We start from the raw sequence: 26,479 nt of genomic DNA, 5'->3' as shown, positions 1-26,479 counted from the left end.
GGAATCAGATCGTACGCTCTAAAGTCTATATTTTACCGCAGCTTGCGTTCCCGCAACTCGCACTCAATGCGATGGATCGACTTGAATGCAAACTGCTATGGTTGCCGTCACGCTTCCTGATGCAGCGCGATCGCGGCTATCAGACGGCCGTAATCGGTCTCGTTGCGATGCGTGGCCCGGCGATAGCTGTAGAAGCGGACTTCGTCGCCATAGGTGCACAGGCCGAGATGCTCGAAGGTGCCGATGCCGGCGGCGGCGGCCCGCGCGCCGATGAAGCCGGGCAGGTCGAAGCGCGCGTGCTCTGCGCTGTCCGAGAAGGCGAAGAACCGGCTGTTGCCGGGGTCGGCCTCCGTGAAACGGTCGACGAATTCCGGCCCCACTTCATAGGCCGTCTGGCTGATCGTCGGGCCCAGTGCCACGCGAATGCGTGCCCGTTGCGCGCCGAGCCGTTCCATGCGGTCGATGGTCGCCTCCAGCACGCCAGCGAAAGCGCCCTTCCAGCCCGCGTGCGCGGCGCCGATCACGCCCGCCTGCGCATCGGCGAACAGCAGCGGCCCGCAGTCGGCGGTGGCGATGCCGAGAATCACGCCCGGCCTGTCGGTCACCATGGCGTCGGCGCGTGGCCGCTCGTCCGCCGGAAACGGCGTTTCCACCGTCACCACATCCGCGGAATGCACCTGATAAAGCGTGACGAGGCGCTCGGGCGCGAGGCCGAAGTGGCCCGCCATGCGCCGGCGATTCTCGTCGACGGCCGGGCGCGCATCCGCCGAGCCAAGCCCGCCGTTGAGGCCCGTGTAAAGCCCGTCCGACGCGCCGCCGCGCCGGGTGAAAAAGGCATGCCGCAGGCCGGGCAGGGCGGACAGCACCGCCGCTTCCAGCGCTTCCGGCCCCCCGGCGCCCGGGGGCGTATCGTTCTGTCCGCTCATGATGCCTCCTGTCGGGTGGGCCTGCAGCACGGTCCGATGTGAGCGGAACGCGCTCCGGTGCCGCTCGTCGTCGAATCGTCGTGCCTTCTGCCGTTTATCGGCCGGGCACGTTTCAAAACCGCTAAACCGGGGCGGATCCGGGATCGCGCGTCAGGGATCGTGCCGCCTGTCGAAGCCGGGCAGCAGCGGCATGGCCGGATGGGCCACGGCCATCACCTTGAACAACTGGCCCATGCCGCGCGTCTCCATATCGATGAGACGGGCGAGCGCCGTATCGATGGACACCGCCTTGTCGGGCGCGCCCTCCCGCAGTGCCGCCGCCCGCTCGCGGATGCCGAGGTTCAGCAGGAACTCGCCCTGCGTCGTGGGGCCGTGAACCGCGCCGCCCGCCATCCGCGCGGCCTGCGCGAGGGCCGCGAAGTCGACATGCACGGTGACATCCGCCTCGCCCGGCGCATCGAGCACGCCAGTGTAGCCGTGGTCGCGCACGGCCTGCAACGTTTCGCCGTAGCCGGTGCGCAGATGGCCGTAGTCGATGACGAGCAGCGCGCCGCCGTCGTGCGCGATGCGCTCCGTGATCTCGCGCATGGCGATGATCTGGCTGGCGGGAAACTCCATCAGCGCGCCCTCGGGCGCGTCGCGCTTCAGCGCGGGCTCCGGGGCCGGGGCGAGGCCGAAGGCGAGTTCGCCCTTCGCGTCGAGGCCGACGAGCCGCTCGAACCAGCCCTCGCGCCCGCGCACGTACTGGCGCACCGGCAGGCAATCGAAGAACTCGTTGGCGATGACGATGGTGGGACCGTCCGGCACCTGCGCGAAGGCGTCGTGCCATTCGGGCGCGAAGCCGGAATGCTCCAGCGTCGCCGCCTGCAGCCCGCGCAGCACGGGGCTCGTCTCGACGAGGTGCACCTCGATGGCGGCGTGGAAGGCCTGCAGGGCGCGGGCGGCGCGTAGCGCGTCCTTCATCAGCGTGCCGCGCCCGGGGCCGAGTTCGACGAGGCGCACGCGCGATGGTTCGCCCAGATGGCGCCACGCCTCCGCCGCCCACAGGCCGATAAGCTCGCCGAACATCTGCGAGATTTCCGGCGCGGTTACGAAATCGCCGGCAAGGCCGAGCGGATCGCGGGTCATGTAGTAACCGTGGCGCGGATGGCCGAGGCAGAGCGCCATGTAAAGCTCCACCGTGATGGGGCCGTTGGCGGCGATGACGGCCTTCATTTCCCGCGCCAGCGGCGTTTCCGGCTTCGGCGTGTCGTGCGTGGGCGTGCTCATGCTGTTTCCTCTCCGGCGCGTGGCTCGCGGTCGAGAGCGCGCCGGACGAGCCACAGCCCGGCGATCAGCAACGGCAGGCTCAGCAGCATGCCCATGGTCACGCCGCCCTCCAGCGCGGAAACCTGCGTGCCGAACAGGAAACCGAGCTGCGGATCGGGCTCGCGAAAAAATTCGCAGGCGCTGCGCGCGATGGCGTAGCCTGCGGCGAAGACGCCCGTAACCAGCCCGGGGCGGCGGAAACCCGCCACCCGCACGACCGCGGCGACAAGCAGGAAGAGCAGCACGCCCTCCGCAAGTGCTTCGTACAACTGGCTCGGATGGCGCGGAACGGGCCCGCCATTCGGAAACACAACCGCGAACGGAAGGTCGGGCGCAGGCCTGCCCCACAGCTCGCCGTTGATGAAATTCGCGATGCGGCCGAAAAAGAGGCCGATCGGCGCCACCGTCGCCGCAACGTCGAAGAACGACAGAATGGGAATCTTCCGCGCCCGCGCCAGCAGCGCCATGGCGACGGCCGCGCCCGCGAGGCCGCCGTGGAAGGCCATGCCGCCCTGCCAGACGGCGAAGATCGACAGCGGATCGGCGAAATACTGGCCGGGGTTGTAGAACAGCACGTAGCCGAGCCGCCCGCCCAGCACGACGCCGAGCGCGACGTAGACCAGCATGTCATCGATATCGGTGACGGAGGGCCGGGGCACGCCGCCCCACAGCGATGCGGCGCTGACGAGGCGGCGCGCATAAAGCCATCCGCCGACGAGGCCGGTGATATAGGCGAGCGCGTACCAGCGAATCGCGAAGGGCCCGATGGCGACGGCCACCGGGTCTATGGCCGGAAAGGCCAGCGCCATCACGGGCGCGGCGAGGGCGGATGCGGATATCGGCATGCTTGCTCCAGACTTGACGCTGCCACTGTCCCCGTCGGGCGCGGCGCGTCAAGCCCGGTGTTGCGCGAACGCCGTCAGTTGCGGCCGCTCTGGCCTTCCGGCTGATCGAGAATGACGCCGGACAGCGGCTCGACGAGGACGAGCTCGTCCCGCACCTCGCGCACGCCGGGCACCGATTCGATCAGCACCTTCAGCGCCTCGCGCACCGTCGCGTCGAAGATCGTGCCGCGCAGCGTCACCACGCCGTCCTCGACGTCCGGTGTGGGGATGTAGGGCGGCGCCCACGGCTCGCGCGCGATGGCCGCGGTGATCTGGTCACGGATGGTCTGGTCGCTGGCGAGTTCCGTGCGACTCAGCTGCTTCGAGAGCGCCCGCAGCAGGTCGACGCGGCTGACGATGCCGACGAGCTTGCCGTTGGCCGTCACCGGCACGCGCTTGATCTTGTGCTTCTCGAACAGCGAGACGATGTCGGCAAGCGGCGTGTACTGGGTGACGGTGACGGGATCGGGCGTCATCACGTCCTTCACCCGGCGCGCGTTCGCCTCCACGTAGTCGGCGGCGGCCTTCGCCGGGCCGAGGATGAATTCGAGCCACCGGGTGCGTTCGCGCCGGGTGTCGAGTTCGGACCGGCGCAGGAAGTCACCCTCCGTGACGACGCCGACGAGATGGTTTTCGGCGTCGACCACGGGAAGGCCGCTGACCTTCTTTTCAAGCATCAACGCCACGACATCGGCGATGCGGTCTTCCGGCTTCACGGTGAGGACGTCGCGGGTCATGATATCGGCGGCTTTCACGGGAGTTCTCCAGTCATTCTTGGCAAGCTCGATTGGCAAGCTCGTTCTTGGCATGCTGGCGCAGCGATTGCGCCTGTATTTCATATTACCCCTAGCACGCCGGCCTGCACAGCCATTTGACGTGGCGCAACGCGCGGCAGCCACCCGCCGGGGTGCACGTTTTGAGGGCATCTACGTTGAAACCCGTCCAGACTAGATGGAGCAAGAATCCCTGACAGCGCCTCGCAGGGTCGGCTGTCCGATGATTTTGGACCCTGCCGCGTTGTCCATCCTGGCTGGCGCAACCGGCATCTACTGCGTTCGGCGCCAAGGGAAATCAGGTTGGCAGGATGACCAAAATTCCTCGACCATCCTCAACCATGAGGTTCCATCAGGGGGGCTGGGCCGGCAAACGCAGGCTACCTGTAGCGCCTGTAATTGTTAATGTTCCGCTGTATTGTTCTGTCACGGTTTCCATGTATAACCGACCCCGATAGATTTAGACTTGATATATCGGGGGTTTCGGGTGTCGGGCTGGATTGGCTTTCAACACGAGAATGCCGCAGGGCGCGTCCATGAACGGGGCAGCGGGCGTCCGTTCCGTCGCAAGGCCATGGGTGCCTGTTTGCTGCTGCTGGCGCTGCCCCTGCTCGCCGCCTGCCAGCAGCAGGAGAAAGCCGCCGAGCGGCCCGCCCGCACGGTGCGCACGGTGACGGTGGAAGTCCGCGAGGCGGGCGATACCGTCACGCTCACCGGTCATGTCGAGGCGCAGGACGAAGCTGCGGTCGCCTTCCGCGTCGGCGGGCGCATGCTGGCACGGCTCGTCAATGTCGGCGACAGGGTGAAGGCCGGCCAGGTGCTGGCACGGCTCGACCGCCAGAACGCGCAGAACAACCTGCGTTCGGCCGAGGCGGCGCTGAGCGCGGCCTCGGCGACGCTGGCGCAGCACCGCAACACCTTCGAGCGCCAGCGCCATCTGCTCGACCGTGGCTTCACCACCCGCGCCAATTTCGACGCCGCGCAGCAGGCACATCTCTCCGCGCAATCGGCGGTCGACGACGCGACGGCACAACTCAAGATTGCGCGTGACAACCTTGATTACACGGAAATTCACGCCGATGCGGACGGCGTCATCACGGCGCGCGGCGCGGAGCCGGGCGAGGTGGTGCAGGCGGGGCAGATGATCGTGCGCATCGCCCGCGAAAACGGCCGCGACGCGGTGTTCGACGTGCCCGCGCAGGTGCTGCGTAACGCCCCGGCCGATCCGGTGATCAGGGTCGCGCTCAGCGATTCACCCGGCGTGGCGGCGGAAGGGCGCGTGCGCGAGATCGCCCCCCAGGCCGATCCGGTAACGCGCACGTTCGCCGTGAAGGTCGGCCTGTCGAACCCGCCGGAGGCATTCCGGCTCGGTGCGACCGTGGTCGGCACGATGCGGCTCGACGCGGGCGCCGCCATCGAGCTGCCCGCTTCCGCGCTCACGGAATTCAACCAGCAGCCCGCCGTCTGGGTCGTCGACCCGGCGACGTCCACCGTCTCCCTGCGCAACATCGAGGTGCAACGCTTCAATCCCTCGTCCGTCGCGGTCGCGAGCGGGCTCGACGAGGGCGAGATCGTCGTCACCGCGGGCGTGCAGGTGCTGCATGACGGCATGAAGGTGCGCCTGTCGGGTGCGCCGTCATGAAGGGGTTCAACCTTTCCGAGTGGGCGCTGAGGCACCGTTCGCTCGTCATCTATTTCATGATCGTCGCGGTTGCGGCCGGTCTGCTGTCGTTCCAGCGGCTGGGGCGCAACGAGGATCCGACCTTCGTCATCAAGACCATGGTCGTCTCCGCCGCCTGGCCGGGCGCCACCGTCGAGGACACGCTGCAGCAGGTGACGGAGCGTCTGGAACGCACCCTGCAGGAGACGCCGCGCCTCGACAACCTGCGCAGCTTCACGCGCGCGGGTGTGACGACGATCTTCGTCGACCTTGAGGGCGCGACGCCCGCGAACGAGGTGCCGGACATCTGGTACCACGTGCGCAAGAGCATCGGCGACATGGCGCATACGCTGCCGTCCGGCGTGCGTGGGCCGTTCTTCAACGACGAATTCGGCGACACTTTCGGCATCATCTACGGCTTCGAGGCCGACGGCTTCACGCATCGCGAGCTGCGCGACTACGTGGAGGAGGCGCGCTCGCGCCTTCTCAACGTGCCGGACGTCTCCAAGATCGAAGTGATCGGCGCGCAGGACGAGGTGATCTACGTCGAGTTCTCGATGGTGGATCTGGCACGGCTCGGCATCGACCGCCAGGCGGTGGTCGCGGCGTTGCAGAGCCAGAACGCGGTGCACCCCGCCGGTGTCATCGAGACGGGCGAGGAGCGCATCTCGCTGCGCGTGTCGGGTGCCTTCGAGGGCGAGCAGGACATCCGTTCCGTCAATATCGTGGTCGGCGACCGCATCATCCGCCTCGGCGACTTTGCGCGCGTGCACCGCGGTTTCGTCGATCCGCCGCAGCCCCTCTTCCGGGTGAACGGCGAGCCGGCCATCGGCCTCGGCATCGCCATGCGCGACGGCGGCGACATCCTGGCCATGGGCGCGGCAATCGCGCGCGTCATGCAGGACTACGAGGCGGAGCTGCCCATCGGCATCAACGTGGAACTCGTTGCCGACCAGGCCGTCACCGTCGATGGCGCCATCGCGGAATTCATGGAATCGCTGTGGCAGGCGGTGGCGATCATCCTGGCGATCTGCTTCCTGAGCCTCGGCGTGCGCCCCGGCCTCGTCATCGCGCTCGCCATCCCGATCACGCTCGCCATCGTCTTCTCGATGATGGAGCTTGCGGGCATCGACATGCAGCGCATCTCGCTAGGCGCGCTCATCATCGCGCTGGCGCTGCTCGTCGACGACGCCATGACGACGACCGATGCCATGATCACGCGGCTCGGCAAGGGCGACAGCAAGGAAGTGGCGGCGACCTTCGCCTTCAAGACCTACGCCTTCGCCATGCTCGCGGGCACGCTCGTCACCATGGCGGGCTTCGTGCCGGTAGGGTTCGCGGCGAGTTCGGCGGGCGAGTACACGTTCTCCCTGTTCGCCGTGGTCTCCATCGCGCTCATCGTTTCGTGGTTCGTGGCGGTCATCTTCACGCCGCTGCTCGGCATCGCGCTGATCAAGGCGCCGAAGCAGAGCAGCGAGCCGGCGAAGCCCAGCCGCATCGAGAGCGGCTACAAGACGTTTCTCGCGCTGGCGCTGAAGGCGCGCTACGTGACGATCGCGGTGACGATCGGGGCTTTCGCCCTCTCCATCCTGGCGCTGCCGCTCATTCCGAGCCAGTTCTTCCCCTCGTCCGACCGGCCGGAGCTGCTGGTCACCATGCGTCTGCCGCAATCGGCCTCGATCGCGGGCACGGAAACGCTGGTCAAGGAGTTCGAGGCGCTCATCAAGGACGACGAGGATATCGAGCGCTGGAGCACCTACATCGGACAGGGCGCGATCCGCTTCTATCTGCCGCTCGATGTGCAGTTGCCCAACAGCTTCATCGCCGAGGCCGTGGTGGTGGCGAAGGACGTGCCGGCGCGCGAGCGCCTGCGCGACAAGCTGAACGCCATCTTCGAGGAGCACTTCCCGCAGGTCGTCGCCCGCATCTCGCCGCTGGAACTGGGGCCGCCCGTCGGCTGGCCGGTGCAATATCGCGTGGTCGGCCCCGACATCGCTGAAGTGCGCCAGATCGCGCTGAAGCTTTCCGGCATCGTCTCCAGCTATCCGGGAGTCGAGAAGGTCAACTTCGACTGGATCGAACCGGCGCGCGAAATCCGCCTGCACATCGATCAGGATCAGGCGCGGCTGCTCGGGTTGTCCTCGCAGCAGGTGGCGGGCATCCTCAACACCGTCATCTCCGGCGCGGCGGTGTCGCAGGTGCGCGACGACATCTATCTCGTCAACGTCGTCATGCGTGCGGTCGACGAGGAGCGCGTGACGCCCGAGACGCTGCGCTCCCTGCAGGTCGCCGTGCCGGGCGGCCGCACGGTGCCCCTCAGCCAGTTCGCGACCTTCGAATACGACCAGCACTTCCCCATGGTGTGGCGGCGCGACCGCGTGCCGACGCTCACGGTGCAGGCCGACGTGGTGCAGGGCGGGTTGCCGGAGACGGCGGTCAACGCGCTCTCCGGCAAGATCGCGGAACTGTCGGCGACGCTGCCGCCGGGCTACCGCATCGAGGTCGGCGGCACGGTTGAGGAAAGCGCGGCCTCGCAGGCGTCGGTCGTTGCCGTGGTGCCGCTGATGCTGCTCATCATGCTGACGGTGCTGATGTTCCAGCTCCAGAGCTTCCAGCGCCTGTTCATCGTGCTGAGCGTCGCGCCGCTCGGGCTCATCGGCATCGTGGCGGCGCTGCTGCTGTCGGGCCGGCCGCTCGGCTTCGTGGCGATCCTCGGCATCCTCGCGCTGCTCGGCATGATCATCAAGAACGCGGTCATCCTGATCGGCCAGATCGAGGCTGAGCGCAAGGCCGGCAGGACGGTGCAGGAGGCGGTGATCGAGGCGAGCGGGCTGCGCTTCCGCCCGATCCTGCTCACCGCCGTTTCCACGGTGCTCGGCATGATCCCGATCGCGCCGACCGTCTTCTGGGGGCCGATGGCGTTCGCCATCATGGGCGGCCTGCTCGTCGCCTCGCTGCTGACGCTGGTGTTCCTTCCCGCGCTCTACGTGACGTGGTTCGGGCCGCAGACGCTGCTTGAGGACAAACCGGCCGCGCCCGACAGCGCCGGCGCCGCGACATAGGGGAAACGGTCATGGGACGGGGCACGGGCTTTCTGATCGGCGTGTGCGCCGTCATCCTCTCGCTGACGGGGCTGGCGGTGGCAAGCTCCATCTTCGCGCCGATCTTCTTCGCGGTATTCATCATCGCCGTTGTGTGGCCGCTGCAGAAGAGCCTGCAGGAGCGCGTTCCGCAACTGCTGGCGCTGGCGGTGACGCTGGTGCTCACCATCGTGGTCATCGGCGCGTTGCTGACGATGGCGGTGTGGGGCTTCTCGCGCGCCGGCCAGTGGATGATCGGCAACGCCGCGCGCTTTCAGGAACTCTACCTGCAGAAGGCCGAATGGCTGGAAAGCCACGGCATCGCGCTGGCCGGGATGTTCTCGGACCGCTTCGACGTCAACTGGCTCGTGCGCCTGTTCCAGAGCTTCGTCGCCTGGGCCAACAGCCTCGCGGGCTTTTCGGTCGTCACCTTCATCTTCGTGCTGCTCGGCCTGCTGGAGGTGGACGTGGTCGCGCGCAAGCTCACGCTCGCGGGGGACTGGGGCGTGCGGCTGCGCAATGTCTGCACGGAGATCGCCGAAAAATTCCGCCGCTACATGGCGGTACGCACGCTGATGAGCGTCATGACCGGTGTGGTGCTGTGGGCGTTCGCCACCGTGGCGGGGCTGGAACTGGCTGTAGCGTGGGGCGTGATCGGCTTTTCGCTGAACTACATCCCGTTCATCGGGCCGCTCATCGCCACCGTGCTGCCGACGCTGTTCGCCGTCGTGCAGTTCGAAAGCTGGGAGATGGCGGTAGCCGTGTTCGCGGGCATGAACGTCATCCAGTTTCTGATCGGCAGCTATCTTGAACCCCGCGTCGCGGGCAACGCACTGGCAGTGTCGCCATTCATGGTGCTGTTCGCCGTGTTTTTCTTCAGTTTTCTTTGGGGCATCCCCGGCGCCTTCATCGGCGTGCCGGTGCTGATCGCCATCGTCAGCCTCTGCGACCAGTACCAGACAAGCCGCTGGGTCGCGGATCTTCTTTCAGGGAAGGATGAAGTATGAACTCCGCTGTATCCGGGGCCCACCGGGGCACGCACGACGATCCTCTCCTCATCGACCTCGCCTTTCAGGGGGGCGGTTCGCACGGCGCCTTCACGTGGGGTGTGGCGGAGCGCTTTCTCGACGATGAAACGTTGAAGATCGAAAGCGTCACCGGAACGTCGGCGGGCGCCATGAACGCCGCCGTCCTCGCCTACGGCTACACGCTCAACGGCCGGGAGGGTGCGAAGGCGGCGCTCGAACAGTTCTGGCGCAAGGTGAGCGAGGCTGCCCGTTTCAGCCCGCTGCAGCGCGCGCCCATCGACATACTGCTGGGCAACTGGACGCTCGACAACTCGCCGGGCTATGTCTTCTACGACCTCGCCAGCCGGCTGTTCTCGCCCTACGATCTCAACCCCACCAACGTCAACCCGCTGCGGGACATTCTGGAGGAGAGCATCGACTTCGAGCGGCTGCGCCAGTCGCCGATCAAGCTCTTCATCAACACCACGAACGTGCGCACGGGCCTGCCGCGGGTTTTCCGCAATCACGAACTCTCGTCCGACGTCCTGCTGGCCTCCGCCTGCCTGCCGCTGGTGCATCAGGCGGTGGAAATCGACGGCGACGCCTACTGGGACGGCGGCTTCTCCGGCAATCCGCTGCTGACGCCGATCGTGCGCGAGAGCGACGCCCGCGACACCATCCTCGTGCAGATCAACCCCATCGAGCGCCCGGGCGTGCCGAAGAGCGCGCGCGACATCCTCAACCGCCTCAACGAAATCGCCTTCAACGCGAGCCTGAAGAAGGAACTGCGCGGCATCGCCATGTTCCAGCGGCTGCTCCGCGACGAGGGCGAGCTCGAACACGTGACCTGGGTCGAGGCCTGGGCCGACATGCGTATCCACCGCATCGTCACGCCGCTAATGGTCAAGCTCGGTGCCTCCTCGAAGCTCAACGCGGAATGGGAGTTCCTGACGCTGCTGCGCGAGGAGGGCAACGTGCAGGCGGACGTTTTCCTGCGCGATCACCGGCAGGATATCGGGGTGCGGTCCACCTACGACCTCGACGGGCTGCTCGACAACCTCCTCGAACAGGTCTGAGCATCGGGGGCGCTCCCGCGCTTCGCCGAATCGCTCAATTCGCGCCAGTCTACAATACGACGCGCCTTCGGGGCGGAAAGCAATTTCCGCTCATTCTGAATGCGCGATAGGAGCAGACAATGAGCATTCTCGGTATCCTGATTGCCCTCGGCCTGCTGATCTGGCTCGCCTATCGGGGCTGGAGCATCCTTCTTCTCGCGCCTCTTTGCGCGATGATCGCGGCGCTGCTGGCGGGCCAGCCGCTGCTCGCCCACTGGACGCAGACATTCATGGGGAGCGCCGCCGGCTTCGTGGCGCAATTCTTTCCGATCTTCCTGCTCGGCGCGGTGTTCGGCAAGCTGATGGAGGCGAGCGGCTCGGTCGAGGCGATCGCCAACTACATGACGGAGAAACTGGGCACGAGCCGCGCCATCCTCGCCATCGTGCTGGCGGGCGCCTTCGTCACCTACGGCGGCGTCAGCCTGTTCGTCGCCTTCTTCGTGCTCGCGCCCATGGGCCACGCGCTGTTCAAGGCGGCGAACATTCCCCACCGCCTGATGCCGGCGGCCATCATGCTCGGCGCGGCGAGCTTCACCATGACAGCAATGCCCGGCACGCCGGCGATCCAGAACGCCATCCCCATGCCATTCTTCGGCACTAACGCCTTCGCCGCACCCGGCATCGGCATTCTGGCCTCGGCCATCATGCTCGGCTTCGGCCTGTGGTGGCTGAAGCTGAGGGAGTCGAAGGCGCGGCTCGCCGGCGAGGGTTACGCCTTTGCAGGCGTGTGCGAGGAGGTCGCCGTAGCCGCGGCCGCGGATGACGTGATCCGCGAGCGTGCCACAACCGCGCGGGAGTTCGACCCGGAGGAGATCGGCAAGGGCGGGAGGGTGAGCAAGTTGCCGCCATTCCATATCGCGGCGTTGCCCCTTGTGGTGGTCGTCGTCGTCAACCTGCTGATGTCGTTCGTCGTCCTGCCTAACATCGACGTCTCATATCTGGCGACGGATGCCTTCGGCAACACGACACTGTCGGCAGTGGCCGGCGTGTGGTCAGTCATCGTGGCCCTGTTCTTGGCCATCCTCGTGCTGGTGGCGATCAACTTCGCCCGCTTGCCGAGCATTCGCGCCACGCTGGACGCGGGTGCCAATGCCTCCGTGCTGCCGATCATCAACGTGGCGAGCCTCGTCGGCTTCGGCGCGGTGGTGGCTGCGCTGCCGGCGTTTAAGGCCGTGACGGACTGGGTGCTGAGCATCGAGGGCGGCCCGCTGGTGTCGCTCGCCATCTCCACCAACATCCTCGCCGCGCTCACCGGCTCGTCGTCCGGCGGCCTGACCATCGCGCTGGACGCGCTCGGCCCGACCTACATGGCGCTTGCGGCAGAGATCGGTCTCGATCCCGGTCTCATGCACCGCGTGGCCGTGATCGGCGCCGGCACGCTCGACAGCCTGCCGCACAGCGGTGCGGTGGTGACGCTGCTGGCTGTTGTCGGCACGACGCCGCGGGAGAGCTACTTCGACATCGTCATGGCGGCCATGGTCGGGCCGATCATCGCGCTGGTCGCCGTCGTCATCGTCGGTTCGCTGGTCGGCTCGTTCTGAGCCCTTTCGGAGCGTGATACAGGGGCCGCGCCACGCGCGGCCTTTTTTATGTGTCGAGGGGCTTGAATTGCCTGCATAATTCGCTAGAACAAACCATGATCGTTAACGGCGGGCGAGAGAGGCATGAACTGGTCCGGGCAGCAGGATGAGGCGTTGAACGCGGTGGCGCGCTGGCTGAGAACCGGCAACCCGCAGGTTTTCCGCCTGTTCGGCTTCGCCGGCACCGGCAAGACGACGCTGGCGCGCCACATCGCGGAGGGGGTCGACGGCGATGTCGTCTTCGGCGCCTATACGGGCAAGGCGGCCTCCGTGCTGCGCAGCAAGGGCTGCGAGGGCGCGGCCACGATCCACAGCCTCATCTACCGCTCGCGCACCAGCGAGGACGAGGACGCGCCGTCCTTCGTCCTCAACCGCCAGTCCGACGCCGGCAAGGCGGCGCTGATCATCATCGACGAATGCTCGATGGTGGACGAGGAACTGGGGCGCGACCTGCTGTCGTTCCAGGTGCCTGTGCTGGTGCTGGGCGACCCGGCGCAGCTCCCGCCGGTGCGCGGCGGCGGCTTCTTCACCGAGGCCGAGCCGGACGCGATGCTCACCGAGGTGCACCGGCAGGCGCGCGACAACCCCATCATCCGCCTCTCCATGGCGGTGCGCGAGGGCGGCGAGCTGCCGCGCATCATGGAGGAGGGCACGCGCGTCATCACGCGGCGGGAGATCGACGCCGATCAGGTGATGCGCGCCGATCAGGTGCTCGTGGGCATGAACCGCACGCGCCGCCTCTACAACGGCCGCATCCGCGCGCTGCTCGGCTATCGCGATGCGTTGCCGGCCGCGGGGGAGAAGCTCGTCTGCCTGCGCAACAACAAGACGAAGGGCCTCTTCAACGGCAGCACGTGGTCGATCAAGGCGCTGCACGGCGAGGCGAAGGGCCTCATCAAGATGGAGGTCACGCCCGAGGACGAGAGCGCCCGGCGTGGCACCGACGTTTCCGTTCTCACCGAATTCTTCACCGGCGCCGAGGAGGACATTCCCTTCTCCGCCCGCCGCGACACGGACGAGTTCACCTACGGCTACGCGCTCACCGTGCACAAGGCGCAGGGCTCGCAATGGGACGAGGTGGTGTTGTTCGATGAATCGCGCGCCTTCCGCGAACACCGCGCTCGCTGGCTCTACACCGGCATCACCCGCGCGGCGGAGCGGCTGACGGTGGTGGCGTGACGGGAATTGAAGACAGGGTGGTGCCGAACCGGGTTCACCAACACAGATTTAAAGCGTTTTCAAGCAAACTGGATACCGGTTTGCTTGAAAACGCTATAGGCAGCTTGCGTCCAGCCCTCACCCCAGCGCCTTCTTCACCGCCTCGCCCAGCTCCTTCAGCCCGAAGGGTTTGGGCAGGAAGGTGAAGTTCTCGCCTTCCGGCAGGTTCTTCTCGAAGGCGTCCTCGGCATAGCCGGAGACGAAGATCACCTTGAGGCCGGGGAAGCGGCGGCGCAATTGCACGAGCAGCGTCGGGCCGTCCATTTCAGGCATCATCACATCCGACACCACGAGGTCGACGGGCGCGTCCAGCTTGTCGACGATGGCGAGCGCGTCCGTGCCGGATGTCGCCTCCAGCACGGTGTAGCCGCGGGTGGCGAGGGCGCGTGAGGCGAACTTGCGCACGGCTTCCTCGTCCTCCACCAGCAGCACTGTGCCGCGCCCGGTGACGTCCACCGACTCGGACTGCTTCTCCTTCGCGGCTGGCAGCGGCGTTTCGGTGGCGACGTGGCGGGGCAGGAAGATGCGGAAGGTGGTGCCTTCGCCCACCACGCTGTCGCAGAAGATGAAGCCGCCGCTCTGCTGCACGATGCCATAGACCATCGACAGGCCGAGCCCGGTGCCCTTGCCGACTTCCTTGGTGGTGAAGAAGGGCTCGAAGATCTTGTCGAGCACCTCGGGCGGGATGCCGGTGCCCGTGTCCGAAACCTCGATCAGCGCATAGTCGGCGCGCGGCAGCGAGGCCTCGCTGTGGCCATAGCTGGCGACATCCTCCGCGCCGACGTTGGCGGTGGCGATGGTGAGCTTGCCACCGTCCGCCATGGCGTCGCGGGCGTTGACGGCCAGGTTGATGACGACCTGCTGGAACTGGTTGGCGTCCGCCTTCACCTCCCACAGGCCGTTGCCGTGGCGCAGGTCGAGTTCCACCCGCTCGCCCAGCAGCCGGCGCAGCAGCATGGACAGTTCCGCGAGTTCGTCGCCGAGCTGGATCACCTTCGGCCGCAGTGTCTGGCGGCGCGAGAACGCCAGCAGCTGCCGTACGAGGGCGGCGGCGCGGTTGGCGTTCTGCTTGATCTGCATGATGTCCTGGAAGGACGGGTCTGTCGGCCGGTGATTGGACAGCAGCAGGTCCGAATAGCCGATGATGGCCTGCAGTACGTTGTTGAAATCGTGCGCCACACCGCCGGCGAGCTGGCCGACGGCCTGCATCTTCTGCGCCTGCGCGAACTGTGCCTCCAGCGCCCGCTGCTCCGTGGTGTCGAGCGCGTAGACGATGGCCGCCTCGCCGTCGAGTTCGCCGTCATCGATGCCGCTGAAGTAAAAGCGCGCCGAGCGCTCCGTCTGGCCGCTCGCCTGGGCCTGCGCGGATGCCTGCCCGGCGATGACGACATCGAGATGGGGGATGTCGCCGAGCCCCTCGGCGGCCTGATGCACGGCGCGCGCCAGGCCTTCACGGTCGCGCGGGGCGACGACGCCGAGGATGGTGCGGCGCGGGCCGCCGTCCGTCAGCGAGGCCGCGGCCTTGCCGCCGCCGAACAGGCGGGCGAAGGGGGCATTGGAGCGCAGGATCAGGCCCTGCCGGTCGACGGTGGCGATGGCGACCGGTGTGTTGTTGAAGAAGCGGGCGAAGCGCACCTCCGCCGCCCGCTGGCCCTCGGCGACGTCCTCACCGGGAGACCTGTTGAGCACCAGCGTGCGCGAGGGCGTCGGCCGCCCTTCCGCATCGAAGGCGATGCGATGGAAGAGGCGCACCGGCAGGCTCTGGCCGTTCCGCTTGCGCAGGTCGACATCCAGCGTCTCCGTGCGCTCCTCGCCGGCGGCGCCCGCGACGGAGCCGATGAGTGCGGCCGCGTTGGGCGGCACCACCTCGGACAGCGTCAGCCCGCCGGAGCCGACCTTGGCGAGATCGTGGTCGAGCCAGCGGGCGAGCGTCGCGTTCATGTAGACGATGTCGCCCTGCGCCGTCAGCGAGAGGAAGCCCGCGGGCGCGTGGTCGAGATAGTCGATGGCGTGCTGGAGTTCGCGGAACACGGACTCCTGCCGCTCGCGGTCGCGCGTGATGTCGGCGACGCTCCACAGCGTGGCCCGGCGCCCGCCCGCCCGCGGCAGGGAGCGCACGCCGACCTTGAACCACAGCGCGTCCGGCTGCGCGGCCCGGTGTTGCTGCACGGTGGGGCGCGCAGGCTTCTGCACCAGTCGGATTTCCTCGCACGTCGCGCGCCCCTCGCGCGCCGCCTGCGCCAGGCGGTAGATCGCCTCCGCGATGTCGGCGGCGCCGTTGAACAGGCGCTCGATCGTGTGGGGGCCGGGCAGGTCGTCGCCCTTCAGGCGGTCCGCGAGGGCGAGATAGGCCTCGTTGGCATAGACGACATGGCCATCGCCCTCGACCACGAGCAGCGCCTCGGAGGCGGAATCGGCCAACGTCTTCGTGAGGTCGTTGCGCGCGCGGCCGGCCGGCTGCAGGATGCCGAGCGCCAGCGCGAAGGCGAGCGCCACGCCCAGCACGGCGAAGGCGGCGAGGATGACGAGGACCGCAGGCTCGCTCAGGCCCTGTCCGCTGTAGAACACCCAGCCCGCGGCGCCGACGAGCGCCGCGCCCAGCAGGACGAAGACGCCCGCGTGCCACGCCCGCCCTTCGGAACGGTCGATCGAGTTGTCCACGCGCGCTTCACTCATGCTGCGGATATTCCCTTGCCGCATGTTTCCGAATACCCGGCTCCCGCCACCTGTGTGCCGGGCCGCCGTTAAAAATCCGCTGCCACCATACAACACAATGCTCGTATCAGGCACGAACGCGCGCTTCAAATGGCCCTTCCGGCACGCTTGCGGCCGTTGTTCCAGGCTGTGAGCTTCCTGTTGCCCGAATCCCGCAGCTCCATGATAAATAGCAAGTGGATAATGAAGGATTTGCATCTCAAGCGTTAAATGCGATTTAACCGAGGGTGCCGAATCCGTTATGGTTCAGCTTGACGTATTTATTGCCGGAGATCCGGTGGTTCCGAGGCGGGGGAGACGCGAGCGTGCAGATATTCGGAAGCAATACGCCGGCAGCGATTCAATATCTGCTTGCCTTTGTGATCATTCTTGGCGTCATCGCGGTGTTCGCTGCGGTACTGCGCCGAATCACTGGCGGAAGGTCCCGGTTAAGCCTCGGCAGCAGCGGCGTCCGCCATCGCCAGCAGCGGCTCGGCGTCGTGGATGTTGTGGATATCGATGCGCAAAGGCAGCTCCTGTTGCTCCGGCGCGACAATATCGAGCATCTCGTTCTCATCGGCGGCCCCAACGACCTGCTCGTCGAGAGTGGAATCGGGCGCATCCAGTATCGCGTGCCGGGCCCACCGCCCGCCCAGACCCAGCAGCCGCAGCCCCATCCGGCGGCGCAACCGCCGCTCGCCGCCGACCGTCCCGTCCGTACCGGCGAACCGGAGCTGGGGCACGGCCCGGTGTCCGGCGAGGGCACCGCCGCGCTTGATCTTCCGGTTTTCCCGCCGCCGGAGCGGCCCCTTCCGGAGGCGCCCGCGCCCGTCCGCAACGTGACCGCGCCGCGGCCGGTGACGACACCCCTGCCGCCGCCGGTTCCGCCCCCGCCGGCGAGGGATGCCGAGGGACGGCCGCCGGCCGTCGCGGCGGAGGAAGGCGTCGCCGGTATCCTCCCGCCCGCCGGTATCCTGCCGCCCACCTCGCCGGTGCCCGAGGAAGGCGAGACGACGATCCGGTCAATTTCCGAAACGGTCGGCAAGAAGGCGCTCGGCCATTTCAGCGCCGTGGCCCGCCAGCTTGAGGAAGCACTCAAGCGGCCGTTCTCGGCCGTTCGCCCGTCTCCCGCCGCTGGCGTCGACATCGATGCCGGAGCCACGGAGCGGGACGCCGACACTGGCAACGAGGTCAAGGCGCAGGCCGTCCGCGAGGAGACTTCCGCGCCGCCTTCCGTGACCGTGCCGAAGAGCGAGCCTGCTCCGGCCCCGCAGCCGCCTGCTCCCCAGCCGCCCGTTTCGAATGTTCCGCTGTTTCCGTTCGAGCCGCGCCCCAAGGCGGAGACACCGCCGCCTCCGCCCCCGCCGATCGCCTCCCTCGGCATCCCGCCCGGACTTGGATCGTTCGGCGCGCCGCCACGCGCTCCCCGCCCGCCGCAGCCCACCGTGACGATCACGCCACCTGCTCCGCCGCCACCTGCTCCGCCGCCACCTGCTCCGCCGCCACCTGCTCCGCCGCCGCCGGTGGAAAGAAGCGAGGCGCTGAAGGCGGCCGTCTCCGTGCCCCCGGTGGAGATCGCCCGGCCCGAGCCGGCCGCACCGCCGGTTCCGCCTCCGCCTCCGCCCTCCGAGCCGAAACCGGAGGCGCCCGCGCCACAGCCGGCTGCCCAGCCGGCGCCTCCGCCACCCGCTCCCACTCCTGCCCCTGCCGCGCCGCCGCCGTGGTCGTCCGCGCCGGGCGGATCGTCGGTCGACCTGTCGTCGCTGGAAAATATCGAGGCCGAGTTTGCCCGCCTCCTCGGGCGCGCGCCCACCGCACCGCCCAAGAAAGACGAGTAACGCGCCGATCCCCTTCCGGGCTGGTCGCCCGTAGCGGGAACGGCCGTTCCGGAGTGTCATCGGGCTTCGTCTTGCCGTCCATCCATCAGCGCGCCGGGAAGCGATATTCGTTTCCCGGCGCGTTGCTTTGGCCTCAACCGCCGATGTTGTAGGCGGCGAGCGCCGCGATATTCACGATATCGACGTCTTTCGCGCCGAGCGGCACGATCTGCACGGGCTTGTTAAGGCCGACGATCAGCGGGCCGACGACCGTCGTCGCGCCGAGTTCCTGCAGCATGTGCGTCGAGATGGACGCAGAATGCAGCGCCGGCATCACCAGCACGTTGGCGGGTTCCTTCAGGCGGCTGAACGGATAGAGTGCCAGCAGTTCCGGGTTCAGGGCGACGTCGGCGCTTATCTCGCCGTCGTATTCGAAGCGCGCCCGCTGCCTGTCGAGGATGCGCACGGCCTCCTGCACATGGGTGGCGCGGTCGCCGCGCGGCTGGCCGAAGGTGGCGAAGGCAAGCAGCGCCACGCGCGGATCGTAGCCCAGCCGGCGCGCGACGCCCGCGGCCTCGGTGGCGATGACGGCCAGATCCTCCGCGCTGGGAAACTCGGTGATCGCCGTGTCGGCGATCAGCACGGTGCGCCCGCGCGTGATGGCGATGGAGACGCCGATGATCCGGTGGCCGGGGCGGGCGTCGATCACCCGCAGAACGTCCTCCAGCGCCGTGTGATAGTTGCGCGTGACGCCGGTTACCATGGCATCCGCATCGCCGTGCGCCACCATGGCGGCGGCGAAATGGTTGCGGTCCTGGTTGATCAGCCGCTGGCAGTCGCGCAGCAGGTATCCGCGCCGCTGCAGCCGCTGGTAGAGAAACTGCGTGTAGAGCCTGTTGTGCTGCGAGCGCGCGGCGTTGTGGATCTCGATGCCGGCGCGGCCGTCTATGTCGAGGCCGGCGGCGGCGGCCGTCTCGCGCACGCGCTCTTCCCGGCCCACCAGGATGGCGCTGCCGAGGCCCTGGTGTACGTAGGAGAGGGCGGCGCGAATCACGGCCTCCTCCTCGCCTTCCGCGAACACGACGCGCTTGGGGAAGCGGCGCACGCGCTCGAACACCGTGTTGAGCACGCTGACCACCGGATCGCGGCGCGCGGAGAGCTGCGTCTTGTATGCCGCCATGCTCCCGATCGGCTGGCGGGCGACGCCGGTCTCGGCCGCCGCCAGCGCCACCGCCGGCGGCACGACATGGATCAGGCGCGGGTCGAAGGGCGCGGGGATGATGTAGTCCCGGCCGAAACGTGGGCGCGCGCCATCGTAGGCGGCGGCGACCTCGTCCGGCACATCCTCCCGCGCGAGCTGCGCCAGCGCGTGGACGGCGGCCGTCTTCATCTCCATGTTGATGGTGGTGGCGCGCACGTCCAGCGCACCGCGGAAGATGTAGGGAAAGCCCAGTACGTTATTGATCTGGTTGGGATAGTCCGAGCGGCCGGTGGCCATGATGGCGTCGTCGCGCACCTTGGCCACTTCTTCCGGCGTGATCTCCGGGTCCGGGTTGGCCATGGCGAAGATGATCGGGTTGTCCGCCATGCTCGCCACCATCTCGGGCGTCAGCGCGCCCTTGGCCGAGAGACCGAAGAAGACGTCGGCGCCCTTGACCGCCTCGGCGAGCGTGCGCGCGTCCGTTTCCACGGCGTGGGCGGATTTCCACTGGTTCATGCCCTCGGCGCGCCCCTTGTAGATGACGCCCTTGGTGTCGCACAGGATGACGTTTTCGGAGCGGAAGCCGAGTCCCTTGGCAAGCTCCACGGAGGCGATGCCGGCCGCGCCCGCGCCGTTGACGACGAGCCGCGTGTCAGCGATGTCGCGGCCCGTCAGGTGCAGCGCATTGATGATGCCCGCCGCCGCGATGATCGCCGTGCCGTGCTGGTCGTCGTGGAAGACGGGGATGTCCATCAGCTCCTTGAGGCGCGCCTCGATGACGAAGCACTCGGGCGCCTTGATGTCCTCCAGATTGATGCCGCCGAAGGTGGGGCCGAGGTAACGCACCGCGTTGATGAACTCTTCCACGTCCTGCGTGTCGACTTCGAGGTCGAAGGCGTCGATGTCGGCGAAGCGCTTGAACAGCACCGCCTTGCCTTCCATCACCGGCTTCGAGGCGAGCGCGCCCAGGTTGCCGAGGCCGAGAATCGCCGTACCGTTGGTGATGACCGCGACGAGGTTGCTGCGCGCGGTGTAGTCGTAGGCGAGCGCCGGATTATCGTGGATGGCGCGTACGGGCACGGCGACGCCGGGCGAATAGGCAAGCGACAGATCGCGCTGGGTGGTCATCGGCTTCGTCGCGATCACCTCCAGCTTGCCGGGGCGGCCGCGGGAATGGAAGTTCAGCGCCTCCTGGTCGGTGTAGGTCAGGCGGGTCTTCGGTTTGCGATCTGTCATTGTCGGGGATCTGCCTTGGGTCCGGAATTGTCTGGTGGCTTGAACTGTTTCAGATAAAACCATATCGGCCGTGACGGCGAGGCTCAAGCGCGGTTCTCCACCGTTTCGTGCATGGCCGCCTTGCGGGTCGGGATGAAAGCTTCGTGCGGGTCTGTTAACCTCGTGTCATGATCCGACTGTCTGCCGCTCCTTCTCCCGTGCCTCCCGTCGACGACGCTTCCGCCCGCCCGAATGCGGCGGAAAAGCCGTCGCCGATGATGCAGCAGTATATCGAGATCAAGGTCGCTCATCCCGATACGCTGCTGTTCTATCGTATGGGCGATTTCTATGAACTTTTTTTCGCCGACGCGGAAGTTGCCTCGCGCACGCTCGGCATCGTGCTCACCAAACGCGGCAAGCATCTGGGCGAGGATATCCCGATGTGCGGCGTGCCGGTGGACAAGGCGGAGGACTATCTGGAGCGTCTCATCGCCGCCGGTCACCGCGTCGCCGTGTGCGAGCAGACGGAAGACCCGGCCGAGGCGCGCAAGCGCGGCGGCAAATCCGTGGTGCGGCGCGCGGTGGTGCGGCTCGTCACGCCCGGCACCATCACGGAGGATCGCCTGCTGGAGCCCGGCCGCGCCAACTGGCTGGCGGCCGTGGCGCGCCGCCGCCTGTCGGAGCGCGAATGGGCCTACGCGGTCGCCGCCGCCGACATTTCCACCGGCCGCTTCACCGTGTCGGAAGTGGCGGGCATCGCCCTGATGGCGGAGATCGCCCGGCTGGAGCCGCGCGAGATCATCCTTCCGGATGCCATTCACGACGACGAGGGCCTGCGCGCCTTCTGGCAGGAGCAGCGCGCCGCCGTTACGCCCGTGGCGCACGAGGGCTTCGATTCCGCCTCTGCCGCGCGGCGGCTGCGGGAGTATTTCGGCGTGGCGGAGTTGGCCGGCTTCGGCCAGTTCAGCCCGGCGGAGCTGTCCGCCTGCGCTGCCGTCGTTGCCTATGTGGAGCGCACGCAGCTCGGGTCGCGCCCGCCGTTGTCGCCGCCCGCGCACGAGGCGGAGGGTTCGGGCCTCGCCATCGATGCCGCGACCCGCGCCAATCTCGAACTCACCCGCACCCTGTCCGGCGAGCGGGCGGGCAGCCTGCTCGCCGCCATCGACCGCACGTTGACGCCGGGCGGCGGGCGGCTGCTGGCGGAGCGCCTGGGCGGGCCGCTCACGGACCCGCCGGCCATCGCGGCGCGGCAGGATGCGGTGCAGGCACTCGTGGACGACATCGTGCTGCGGGAGCGCCTGCGCGCCCGGCTGCGCGCCGCGCCGGACATGGCCCGCGCCCTGTCGCGGCTGATGCTGGGCCGTGGCGGTCCGCGCGATCTCGCCACCGTGCGCGACGGTCTCGCCGCGGCGCGCGCCGTCGCGGGCGACATGGCCTCCGGCGCGGTCTCCGCCGGCCTGCCGGCAGAACTCGATGCCGCGCGGCGGGATCTCGATGCCCTCGATCCCGCCTGGGGAGAGGCGCTCGCCGCCGCGCTTGCCGACGACCTGCCGCTGCTGAAACGTGACGGCGGCTTCGTGCGCGCGGGCCATGACGCGGGCCTCGACGAGGCGCGCCTGCTGCAGGCCGATTCGCGAAAGGTCATCGCCGCCCTGCAGGCGCGCTATGCCGGGGAGAGCGGCTGCCGGCAGCTCAAGGTCAAGCACAACAACCTGATCGGCTATTTCGTCGAGGTGCCACAGGCGGCGGGCGAGGCTTTCGTGCGCCCGCCGCTCAACGAGACCTTTTCTCATCGCCAGACAATGGCGGGCACCATGCGCTTTTCCACCGTGGAACTCGGCGAACTCGAATCGCGGATCGCCTCCGCCGGCGGACGGGCGCTCGCCATCGAGCACGCGGTTTTCGACCGGCTGGCCGGCGCCCTCGCGGACCATGCAGAGACCATCAAGCGGGCGGCGGATGCGCTTGCCGTCGTCGACGTCACGGCCGCGCTCGCCGATCTTGCCGTCGATCTCGGCTGGACGCGGCCGCATGTCGACGCCAGCCTCGACTTCGCCGTGGAGGGCGGTCGCCATCCGGTGGTCGAGGCCGCGTGCCGGCGCAACGGCGTCGCCTTCGTGGCCAACGATTGCGATCTGTCGCCGCCGGGCGCCGCGAAATGGGGCCGCATCACGCTGATCACCGGGCCGAACATGGCCGGCAAATCGACCTTCCTGCGCCAGAGCGCGCTCATCGTGGTGCTGGCGCAGATGGGAGCCTTCGTTCCGGCGAAGGCAGCCCGCGTCGGCGTCGTGGACCGGCTGTTCTCGCGCGTGGGCGCGGCGGACGACCTGGCGCGCGGGCGCTCCACCTTCATGGTCGAGATGATCGAGACCGCCGCCATCCTCAACCAGGCCGGCGAGCGTTCGCTCGTGATCCTGGACGAGATCGGGCGCGGCACCGCGACCTTCGACGGCCTGTCCATCGCCTGGGCGGCCATCGAGCACCTGCACGAGGCGAACCGTTGCCGGGCGCTGTTCGCCACCCACTACCACGAACTCACGGCGCTCGCCGACCGCCTGAAGCGCGTCTCCAACGCCACGGTGCGCGTCACGGAATGGCAGGGCGAGGTCGTCTTCCTGCACGAGGTCGTGCCAGGTGCGGCGGACCGCTCCTACGGCATCCAGGTGGCCAAGCTGGCGGGCTTGCCGGCAAAGGTCATCCACCGCGCGCGCGCCATCCTGAGCGAGCTGGAGAAGAGCGAGCGGGAAAAGCCGGTCAGCGCGCTGATCGACGATCTGCCGCTGTTCGCCGCCTTCAACGCGCCGCGCGCCGCCGCGACGGAGGTCCGGGCCGATCCGCTGCGGGAGGCGCTCGATACCATCGTGCCCGACGAGCTGTCGCCGCGCGAGGCGCTGGAGGCGCTCTACCGGCTGAAGGGCTTGCGCCTTGACGAAGCCGGTGAAAAGATAAACTGATCCTTCCGTTGTGCAGGTTCTCCGGCAAGGTTTTTTGACGAGAGGTTTTTCCGGATGGCAAATGAAGGCATCTTTGTCGGCAAAAGCGACAAGCCGGAAACGTTGCTGCTGAAGCGCGCCAACCGGCACGGCCTCGTGACGGGTGCCACCGGCACCGGCAAGACGGTGACGCTGCAGGTGCTGGTGGAAGGTTTTTCCAACGCCGGCGTGCCGGTGTTCGCCTCCGACATCAAGGGTGACCTTTCCGGCCTCGCGGCGCCGGGCGACGGCGCGGCGCCCTTCATCAAGCGGGCCGAGGAAATCGGCGTCGAATACGTGCCGGACCGCTTCCCCGTCACCTTCTGGGACGTGTTCGGCGAGCAGGGCCATCCGGTGCGCGCCACCATCTCCGACATGGGGCCGCTGCTGCTCTCGCGCCTGCTCGATCTCAACGAGACGCAGGAGGGAATCCTCAACATCGCCTTCCGCGTCGCCGACGAGCAGGGCCTGCTGCTGCTCGATCTCAAGGACCTGCGCGCGCTCCTCACGCATATCGGGGAAAACGCACCGCAGCTCTCCATCGAGTACGGCAACATCGCGCGCCAGTCCGTGGGCTCCATCCAGCGGCGTCTGCTCGTGCTGGAGAACCAGAACGCGGAAAAGTTCTTCGGCGAGCCCGCGCTGGAGATCGGCGATCTCATCCGCACCGACCGCGACGGGCGCGGCGTCATCAACATCCTGGCCGCCGACCGGCTCATGAACAGCCCGCGCGTCTACGCCACATTCCTGCTGTGGCTCCTGTCGGAACTCTTCGAGCAGCTGCCCGAGGTCGGTGATCCCGACAAGCCGGTGCTGGTGTTCTTCTTCGACGAGGCGCATCTGCTGTTCGACGGCGCGCCCAAGGCCCTGCTGGAGGCGGTGGAGCGCGTGGTGCGCCTCATCCGCTCCAAGGGCGTGGGCGTCTATTTCGTGACGCAGAACCCGCTCGATATCCCCGACGCCGTGCTCGGCCAGCTGGGCAACCGCGTGCAGCACGCGCTGCGCGCCTTCACCCCGCGCGACCAGCGGGCGGTCAAGGCGGCGGCGGAGACCTTCCGGCAGAATCCGGCCTTCGACACGCAGAAGGCGATCACGGAACTCGGCGTCGGTGAGGCGCTTGTCTCGCTGCTCGACGCGAAAGGCGCGCCGGAGATCGTCACGCGCACGCTGATCGCCCCGCCTTCGGCGCGTGTGGGGCCGTTGACGGCGGCGGAGCGCGCCGCCGCGATCGCCGCAAGCCCCCTGCGCGGCCGGTACGACGCCGCCATCGACCGCGAGTCGGCCTACGAGGTGCTCACCAGCCGCGCCCGGGGCGCGGCGGAGGCCGCCAATGCGCCGCAGGCGGAGGCGGGTGTGCTCGGCGGCATCGGCGATTTCCTGGGCTCGATCTTCGGCACCTCGCGCCCGCGCGGTGAGCGGCTGACGGCGGGGCAAGCAATTGCCCGCGACGTGACCCGCAGCGTCACGGACAGGGTGCTCGGACAGCTCGCGGCCGATGTCGGCCGCTCCATCGGCGGGCAGACGGGCAGCAGCATCGGCCGCGCCATCGTGCGCGGCACGCTGGGCGGCATCCTGCGGCGCTGAACGTATCGGATTTCTGGAAGGACGCTTAACATGTCGCAGCTCGACGCTGTTCTTGCCCATATCGACGAAAACCTCGACGCCTCGCTGGAGCGCCTGTTCGCGTTCCTGCGAATTGCCTCCATCTCCACCGATCCGGCCCACCGGGACGAGTGCCGCCGCGCGGCGGAATACGTGCGCGCCGAACTCGCCGGGCTCGGCTTCCGGGCCGACGTGCACCCCACCCCCGGCCATCCCGTCGTGCTCGGCGCGCAGGACGGCGCCTCCGACACGCGCGTGCTGTTCTACGGCCACTACGACGTGCAGCCCGTCGATCCGCTGGAACTGTGGGACAGCCAGCCCTTCGAGCCGCGGATCGAGACCCTGCCGGATGGCGGCAAGATCATCCGCGCGCGCGGCGCCGCCGACGACAAGGGGCAGATTCTCACCTTTCTGGAGGCCGTGCGCGCGTGGAAGGCGGTCACCGGCACGTTGCCTGTCGGCGTCTCCGTGCTGATCGAGGGCGAGGAGGAGGTAGGCTCGGTCAACCTGCCGGCCTTCGTCGACGCCAGCCTGCCGAAGCTGCGGGCGGATGTCGTGCTCGTGTGCGACACGAACCAGTGGGATCCGGAGACACCTGCCATCACCACTGGCCTGCGCGGCCTCGTCCACGACGAGATCGTCGTCCGCACGGCCGATCGCGATCTGCATTCGGGCCTGTTCGGCGGTGCCGCGCAGAACGCCATCCACGTGCTCGCCGGCATCATCGCCGCGCTGCGCGACAAGGAAGGGCGCATCACCATCCCCGGTTTCTACGAAGGCGTGCCCGAGGTGCCGGAGGAGGTGCGTGCCGAATGGCGGCAGCTCGGCCTCGACGCGGACACCTTCCTCGGTCCGGTGGGGCTCTCAGTGCCGGCGGGTGAGAAGGACCGCGACGTGATCGAGCAGATCCAGTCCCGTCCGGCCTTCGACATCAACGGCATCATCGGCGGCTATACGGGCGAGGGATCGAAGACCGTCATCCCCGCCGAGGCGCGCGCCAAGATCACCTTCCGTCTCGTGGGCGACCAGAACCCCGTCAGCGTGCGTGACTCCTTCCGCGCTTACGTGCGCGAACTCATCCCCGCCGACGCCTCGGTGACCTTCGGCTCCGGTGATGGCGCACCCGCCGTTTCCGTGCCGCTCGACAGCCCTTGGCTGGCGAAGGCGGCGAAGGCGCTCGCGGACGAATGGGGCAAGGCGCCGGTCACCATCGGCGGCGGCGGCTCCATCCCGATCATCGCCACCCTGCGGAGCAATCTTCGGGCCGAGCCGCTGCTGATCGGATTCGGACTCGACGATGACCGGATTCATTCGCCGAACGAGAAATATGCGTTGAAAAGCTTCCACAAGGGTGCGCGCTCGTGGGCGCGTGTCCTGCAAGAGCTTGCAAAATAACGCTCTTTATCCGGCGAATTGAACGTCAC

General features: G+C 68.1%; 16 protein-coding genes. 10 read left to right on the top strand and 6 right to left on the bottom strand.

Translation table 11 applies throughout. The annotated features are described in order from the left end of the window. Positions 1 to 107 precede the first annotated feature (107 nt). From pgeF to FHS82_RS10030, 4 genes are all read right to left on the bottom strand, one after another. A complete protein-coding gene (gene pgeF / locus FHS82_RS10045; RefSeq protein WP_166951873.1) occupies positions 108 to 926 on the bottom strand; it encodes a peptidoglycan editing factor PgeF in 819 nt (272 codons plus the stop codon). A gap of 150 nt (positions 927 to 1,076) precedes the next feature. Continuing rightward, entirely contained in the window at positions 1,077 to 2,195 is a 1,119-nt protein-coding gene (locus FHS82_RS10040; protein ID WP_166951869.1) for a class I SAM-dependent methyltransferase, read from the bottom strand. Continuing rightward, positions 2,192 to 3,079: a prolipoprotein diacylglyceryl transferase gene (lgt, locus tag FHS82_RS10035; protein ID WP_246225271.1), complete on the bottom strand. Its 888-nt coding sequence runs from the start codon at positions 3,077 to 3,079 to the stop codon at positions 2,192 to 2,194. Before lgt ends, FHS82_RS10040 begins: the two co-directional genes overlap by 4 nt. Before the next feature lie 74 nt (positions 3,080 to 3,153). Beyond that, entirely contained in the window at positions 3,154 to 3,873 is a 720-nt protein-coding gene (locus FHS82_RS10030; RefSeq protein ID WP_166951866.1) for a CBS domain-containing protein, read from the bottom strand. 592 nt (positions 3,874 to 4,465) lie between these two features. On the opposite strand from FHS82_RS10030, the gene FHS82_RS10025 reads away from it, so the two are divergent. The 6 genes from FHS82_RS10025 (at position 4,466) to FHS82_RS10000 (ending at position 13,512) form a co-directional block, all read left to right on the top strand. Then, on the top strand, positions 4,466 to 5,533 hold the full coding sequence (locus tag FHS82_RS10025) for an efflux RND transporter periplasmic adaptor subunit (RefSeq protein WP_166952550.1): 1,068 nt from the start codon (positions 4,466 to 4,468) through the stop codon (positions 5,531 to 5,533). Beyond that, positions 5,530 to 8,613: an efflux RND transporter permease subunit gene (locus tag FHS82_RS10020; protein WP_166951863.1), complete on the top strand. Its 3,084-nt coding sequence runs from the start codon at positions 5,530 to 5,532 to the stop codon at positions 8,611 to 8,613. The genes FHS82_RS10025 and FHS82_RS10020 overlap by 4 nt, the downstream gene beginning before the upstream one ends. 11 nt (positions 8,614 to 8,624) lie before the next feature. Continuing rightward, on the top strand, positions 8,625 to 9,638 hold the full coding sequence (locus FHS82_RS10015) for an AI-2E family transporter (protein WP_166951860.1): 1,014 nt from the start codon (positions 8,625 to 8,627) through the stop codon (positions 9,636 to 9,638). Further along, the gene (locus FHS82_RS10010) at positions 9,635 to 10,714 is read left to right on the top strand and encodes a patatin-like phospholipase family protein (protein WP_166951857.1); all 1,080 of its coding nucleotides are present in this window, start codon (positions 9,635 to 9,637) and stop codon (positions 10,712 to 10,714) included. Before FHS82_RS10015 ends, FHS82_RS10010 begins: the two co-directional genes overlap by 4 nt. A 119-nt stretch (positions 10,715 to 10,833) precedes the next feature. Beyond that, positions 10,834 to 12,294, top strand: coding sequence for a GntP family permease (locus FHS82_RS10005; protein WP_166951854.1), 1,461 nt, complete (start codon positions 10,834 to 10,836; stop codon positions 12,292 to 12,294). 123 nt (positions 12,295 to 12,417) lie between these two features. Next, on the top strand, positions 12,418 to 13,512 hold the full coding sequence (locus FHS82_RS10000) for an ATP-dependent DNA helicase (RefSeq protein ID WP_166951852.1): 1,095 nt from the start codon (positions 12,418 to 12,420) through the stop codon (positions 13,510 to 13,512). 117 nt (positions 13,513 to 13,629) lie between these two features. Here FHS82_RS10000 and cckA read toward each other — a convergent pair whose 3' ends face one another. Next, positions 13,630 to 16,227, bottom strand: a complete 2,598-nt coding sequence (gene cckA, locus FHS82_RS09995) for a cell cycle histidine kinase CckA (RefSeq protein ID WP_166951850.1) — start codon at positions 16,225 to 16,227, stop codon at positions 13,630 to 13,632. 344 nt (positions 16,228 to 16,571) lie between these two features. Here cckA and FHS82_RS09990 point away from each other — a divergent pair, with 344 nt between their 5' ends. Further along, complete coding sequence (locus FHS82_RS09990) at positions 16,572 to 18,083, top strand: hypothetical protein (RefSeq protein ID WP_166951501.1); 1,512 nt, start codon at positions 16,572 to 16,574, stop codon at positions 18,081 to 18,083. Between the two features lie 133 nt (positions 18,084 to 18,216). On the opposite strand, the gene FHS82_RS09985 is transcribed toward FHS82_RS09990, so the two are convergent. After that, a complete protein-coding gene (locus FHS82_RS09985) occupies positions 18,217 to 20,499 on the bottom strand; it encodes an NADP-dependent malic enzyme (protein WP_166951848.1) in 2,283 nt (760 codons plus the stop codon). Between the two features lie 167 nt (positions 20,500 to 20,666). On the opposite strand from FHS82_RS09985, the gene mutS reads away from it, so the two are divergent. The 3 genes from mutS to FHS82_RS09970 are packed head-to-tail and all read left to right on the top strand — an operon-like array spanning position 20,667 to position 26,450. Next, positions 20,667 to 23,435, top strand: coding sequence for a DNA mismatch repair protein MutS (gene mutS, locus FHS82_RS09980; RefSeq protein ID WP_166951845.1), 2,769 nt, complete (start codon positions 20,667 to 20,669; stop codon positions 23,433 to 23,435). Positions 23,436 to 23,489: 54 nt separating this feature from the next. Continuing rightward, positions 23,490 to 25,037 (top strand): helicase HerA-like domain-containing protein, encoded by a 1,548-nt coding sequence (locus FHS82_RS09975; RefSeq protein WP_166951843.1) that lies wholly within the window; start codon positions 23,490 to 23,492, stop codon positions 25,035 to 25,037. Between the two features lie 30 nt (positions 25,038 to 25,067). Beyond that, entirely contained in the window at positions 25,068 to 26,450 is a 1,383-nt protein-coding gene (locus FHS82_RS09970; RefSeq protein ID WP_166951841.1) for a dipeptidase, read from the top strand. Positions 26,451 to 26,479: the final 29 nt, after the last annotated feature.

Origin of the sequence: Pseudochelatococcus lubricantis, assembly GCF_011762225.1 — a bacterium.
Lineage (GTDB): Bacteria > Pseudomonadota > Alphaproteobacteria > Rhizobiales > Beijerinckiaceae > Pseudochelatococcus > Pseudochelatococcus lubricantis.
The sequence above is the reverse complement of the archived record's forward strand: the minus strand, read 5'-3'. Positions and strand labels throughout refer to the sequence as shown.

Excerpts from the sequence above, each read along its gene's own strand:
- pgeF (WP_166951873.1), bottom strand. The coding sequence starts at position 926 with ATGAGCGGACAGAACGATACGCCCCCGGGCGCCGGGGGGCCGGAAGCG.
- FHS82_RS10040 (WP_166951869.1), bottom strand. The coding sequence starts at position 2,195 with ATGAGCACGCCCACGCACGACACGCCGAAGCCGGAAACGCCGCTGGCG.
- lgt (WP_246225271.1), bottom strand. The coding sequence starts at position 3,079 with ATGCCGATATCCGCATCCGCCCTCGCCGCGCCCGTGATGGCGCTGGCC.
- FHS82_RS10025 (WP_166952550.1), top strand. The coding sequence starts at position 4,466 with ATGGGTGCCTGTTTGCTGCTGCTGGCGCTGCCCCTGCTCGCCGCCTGC.
- FHS82_RS10020 (WP_166951863.1), top strand. The coding sequence starts at position 5,530 with ATGAAGGGGTTCAACCTTTCCGAGTGGGCGCTGAGGCACCGTTCGCTC.
- FHS82_RS10015 (WP_166951860.1), top strand. The coding sequence starts at position 8,625 with ATGGGACGGGGCACGGGCTTTCTGATCGGCGTGTGCGCCGTCATCCTC.
- FHS82_RS10010 (WP_166951857.1), top strand. The coding sequence starts at position 9,635 with ATGAACTCCGCTGTATCCGGGGCCCACCGGGGCACGCACGACGATCCT.
- FHS82_RS10005 (WP_166951854.1), top strand. The coding sequence starts at position 10,834 with ATGAGCATTCTCGGTATCCTGATTGCCCTCGGCCTGCTGATCTGGCTC.
- FHS82_RS10000 (WP_166951852.1), top strand. The coding sequence starts at position 12,418 with ATGAACTGGTCCGGGCAGCAGGATGAGGCGTTGAACGCGGTGGCGCGC.
- cckA (WP_166951850.1), bottom strand. The coding sequence starts at position 16,227 with ATGAGTGAAGCGCGCGTGGACAACTCGATCGACCGTTCCGAAGGGCGG.
- FHS82_RS09985 (WP_166951848.1), bottom strand. The coding sequence starts at position 20,499 with ATGACAGATCGCAAACCGAAGACCCGCCTGACCTACACCGACCAGGAG.
- mutS (WP_166951845.1), top strand. The coding sequence starts at position 20,667 with ATGATCCGACTGTCTGCCGCTCCTTCTCCCGTGCCTCCCGTCGACGAC.
- FHS82_RS09975 (WP_166951843.1), top strand. The coding sequence starts at position 23,490 with ATGGCAAATGAAGGCATCTTTGTCGGCAAAAGCGACAAGCCGGAAACG.
- FHS82_RS09970 (WP_166951841.1), top strand. The coding sequence starts at position 25,068 with ATGTCGCAGCTCGACGCTGTTCTTGCCCATATCGACGAAAACCTCGAC.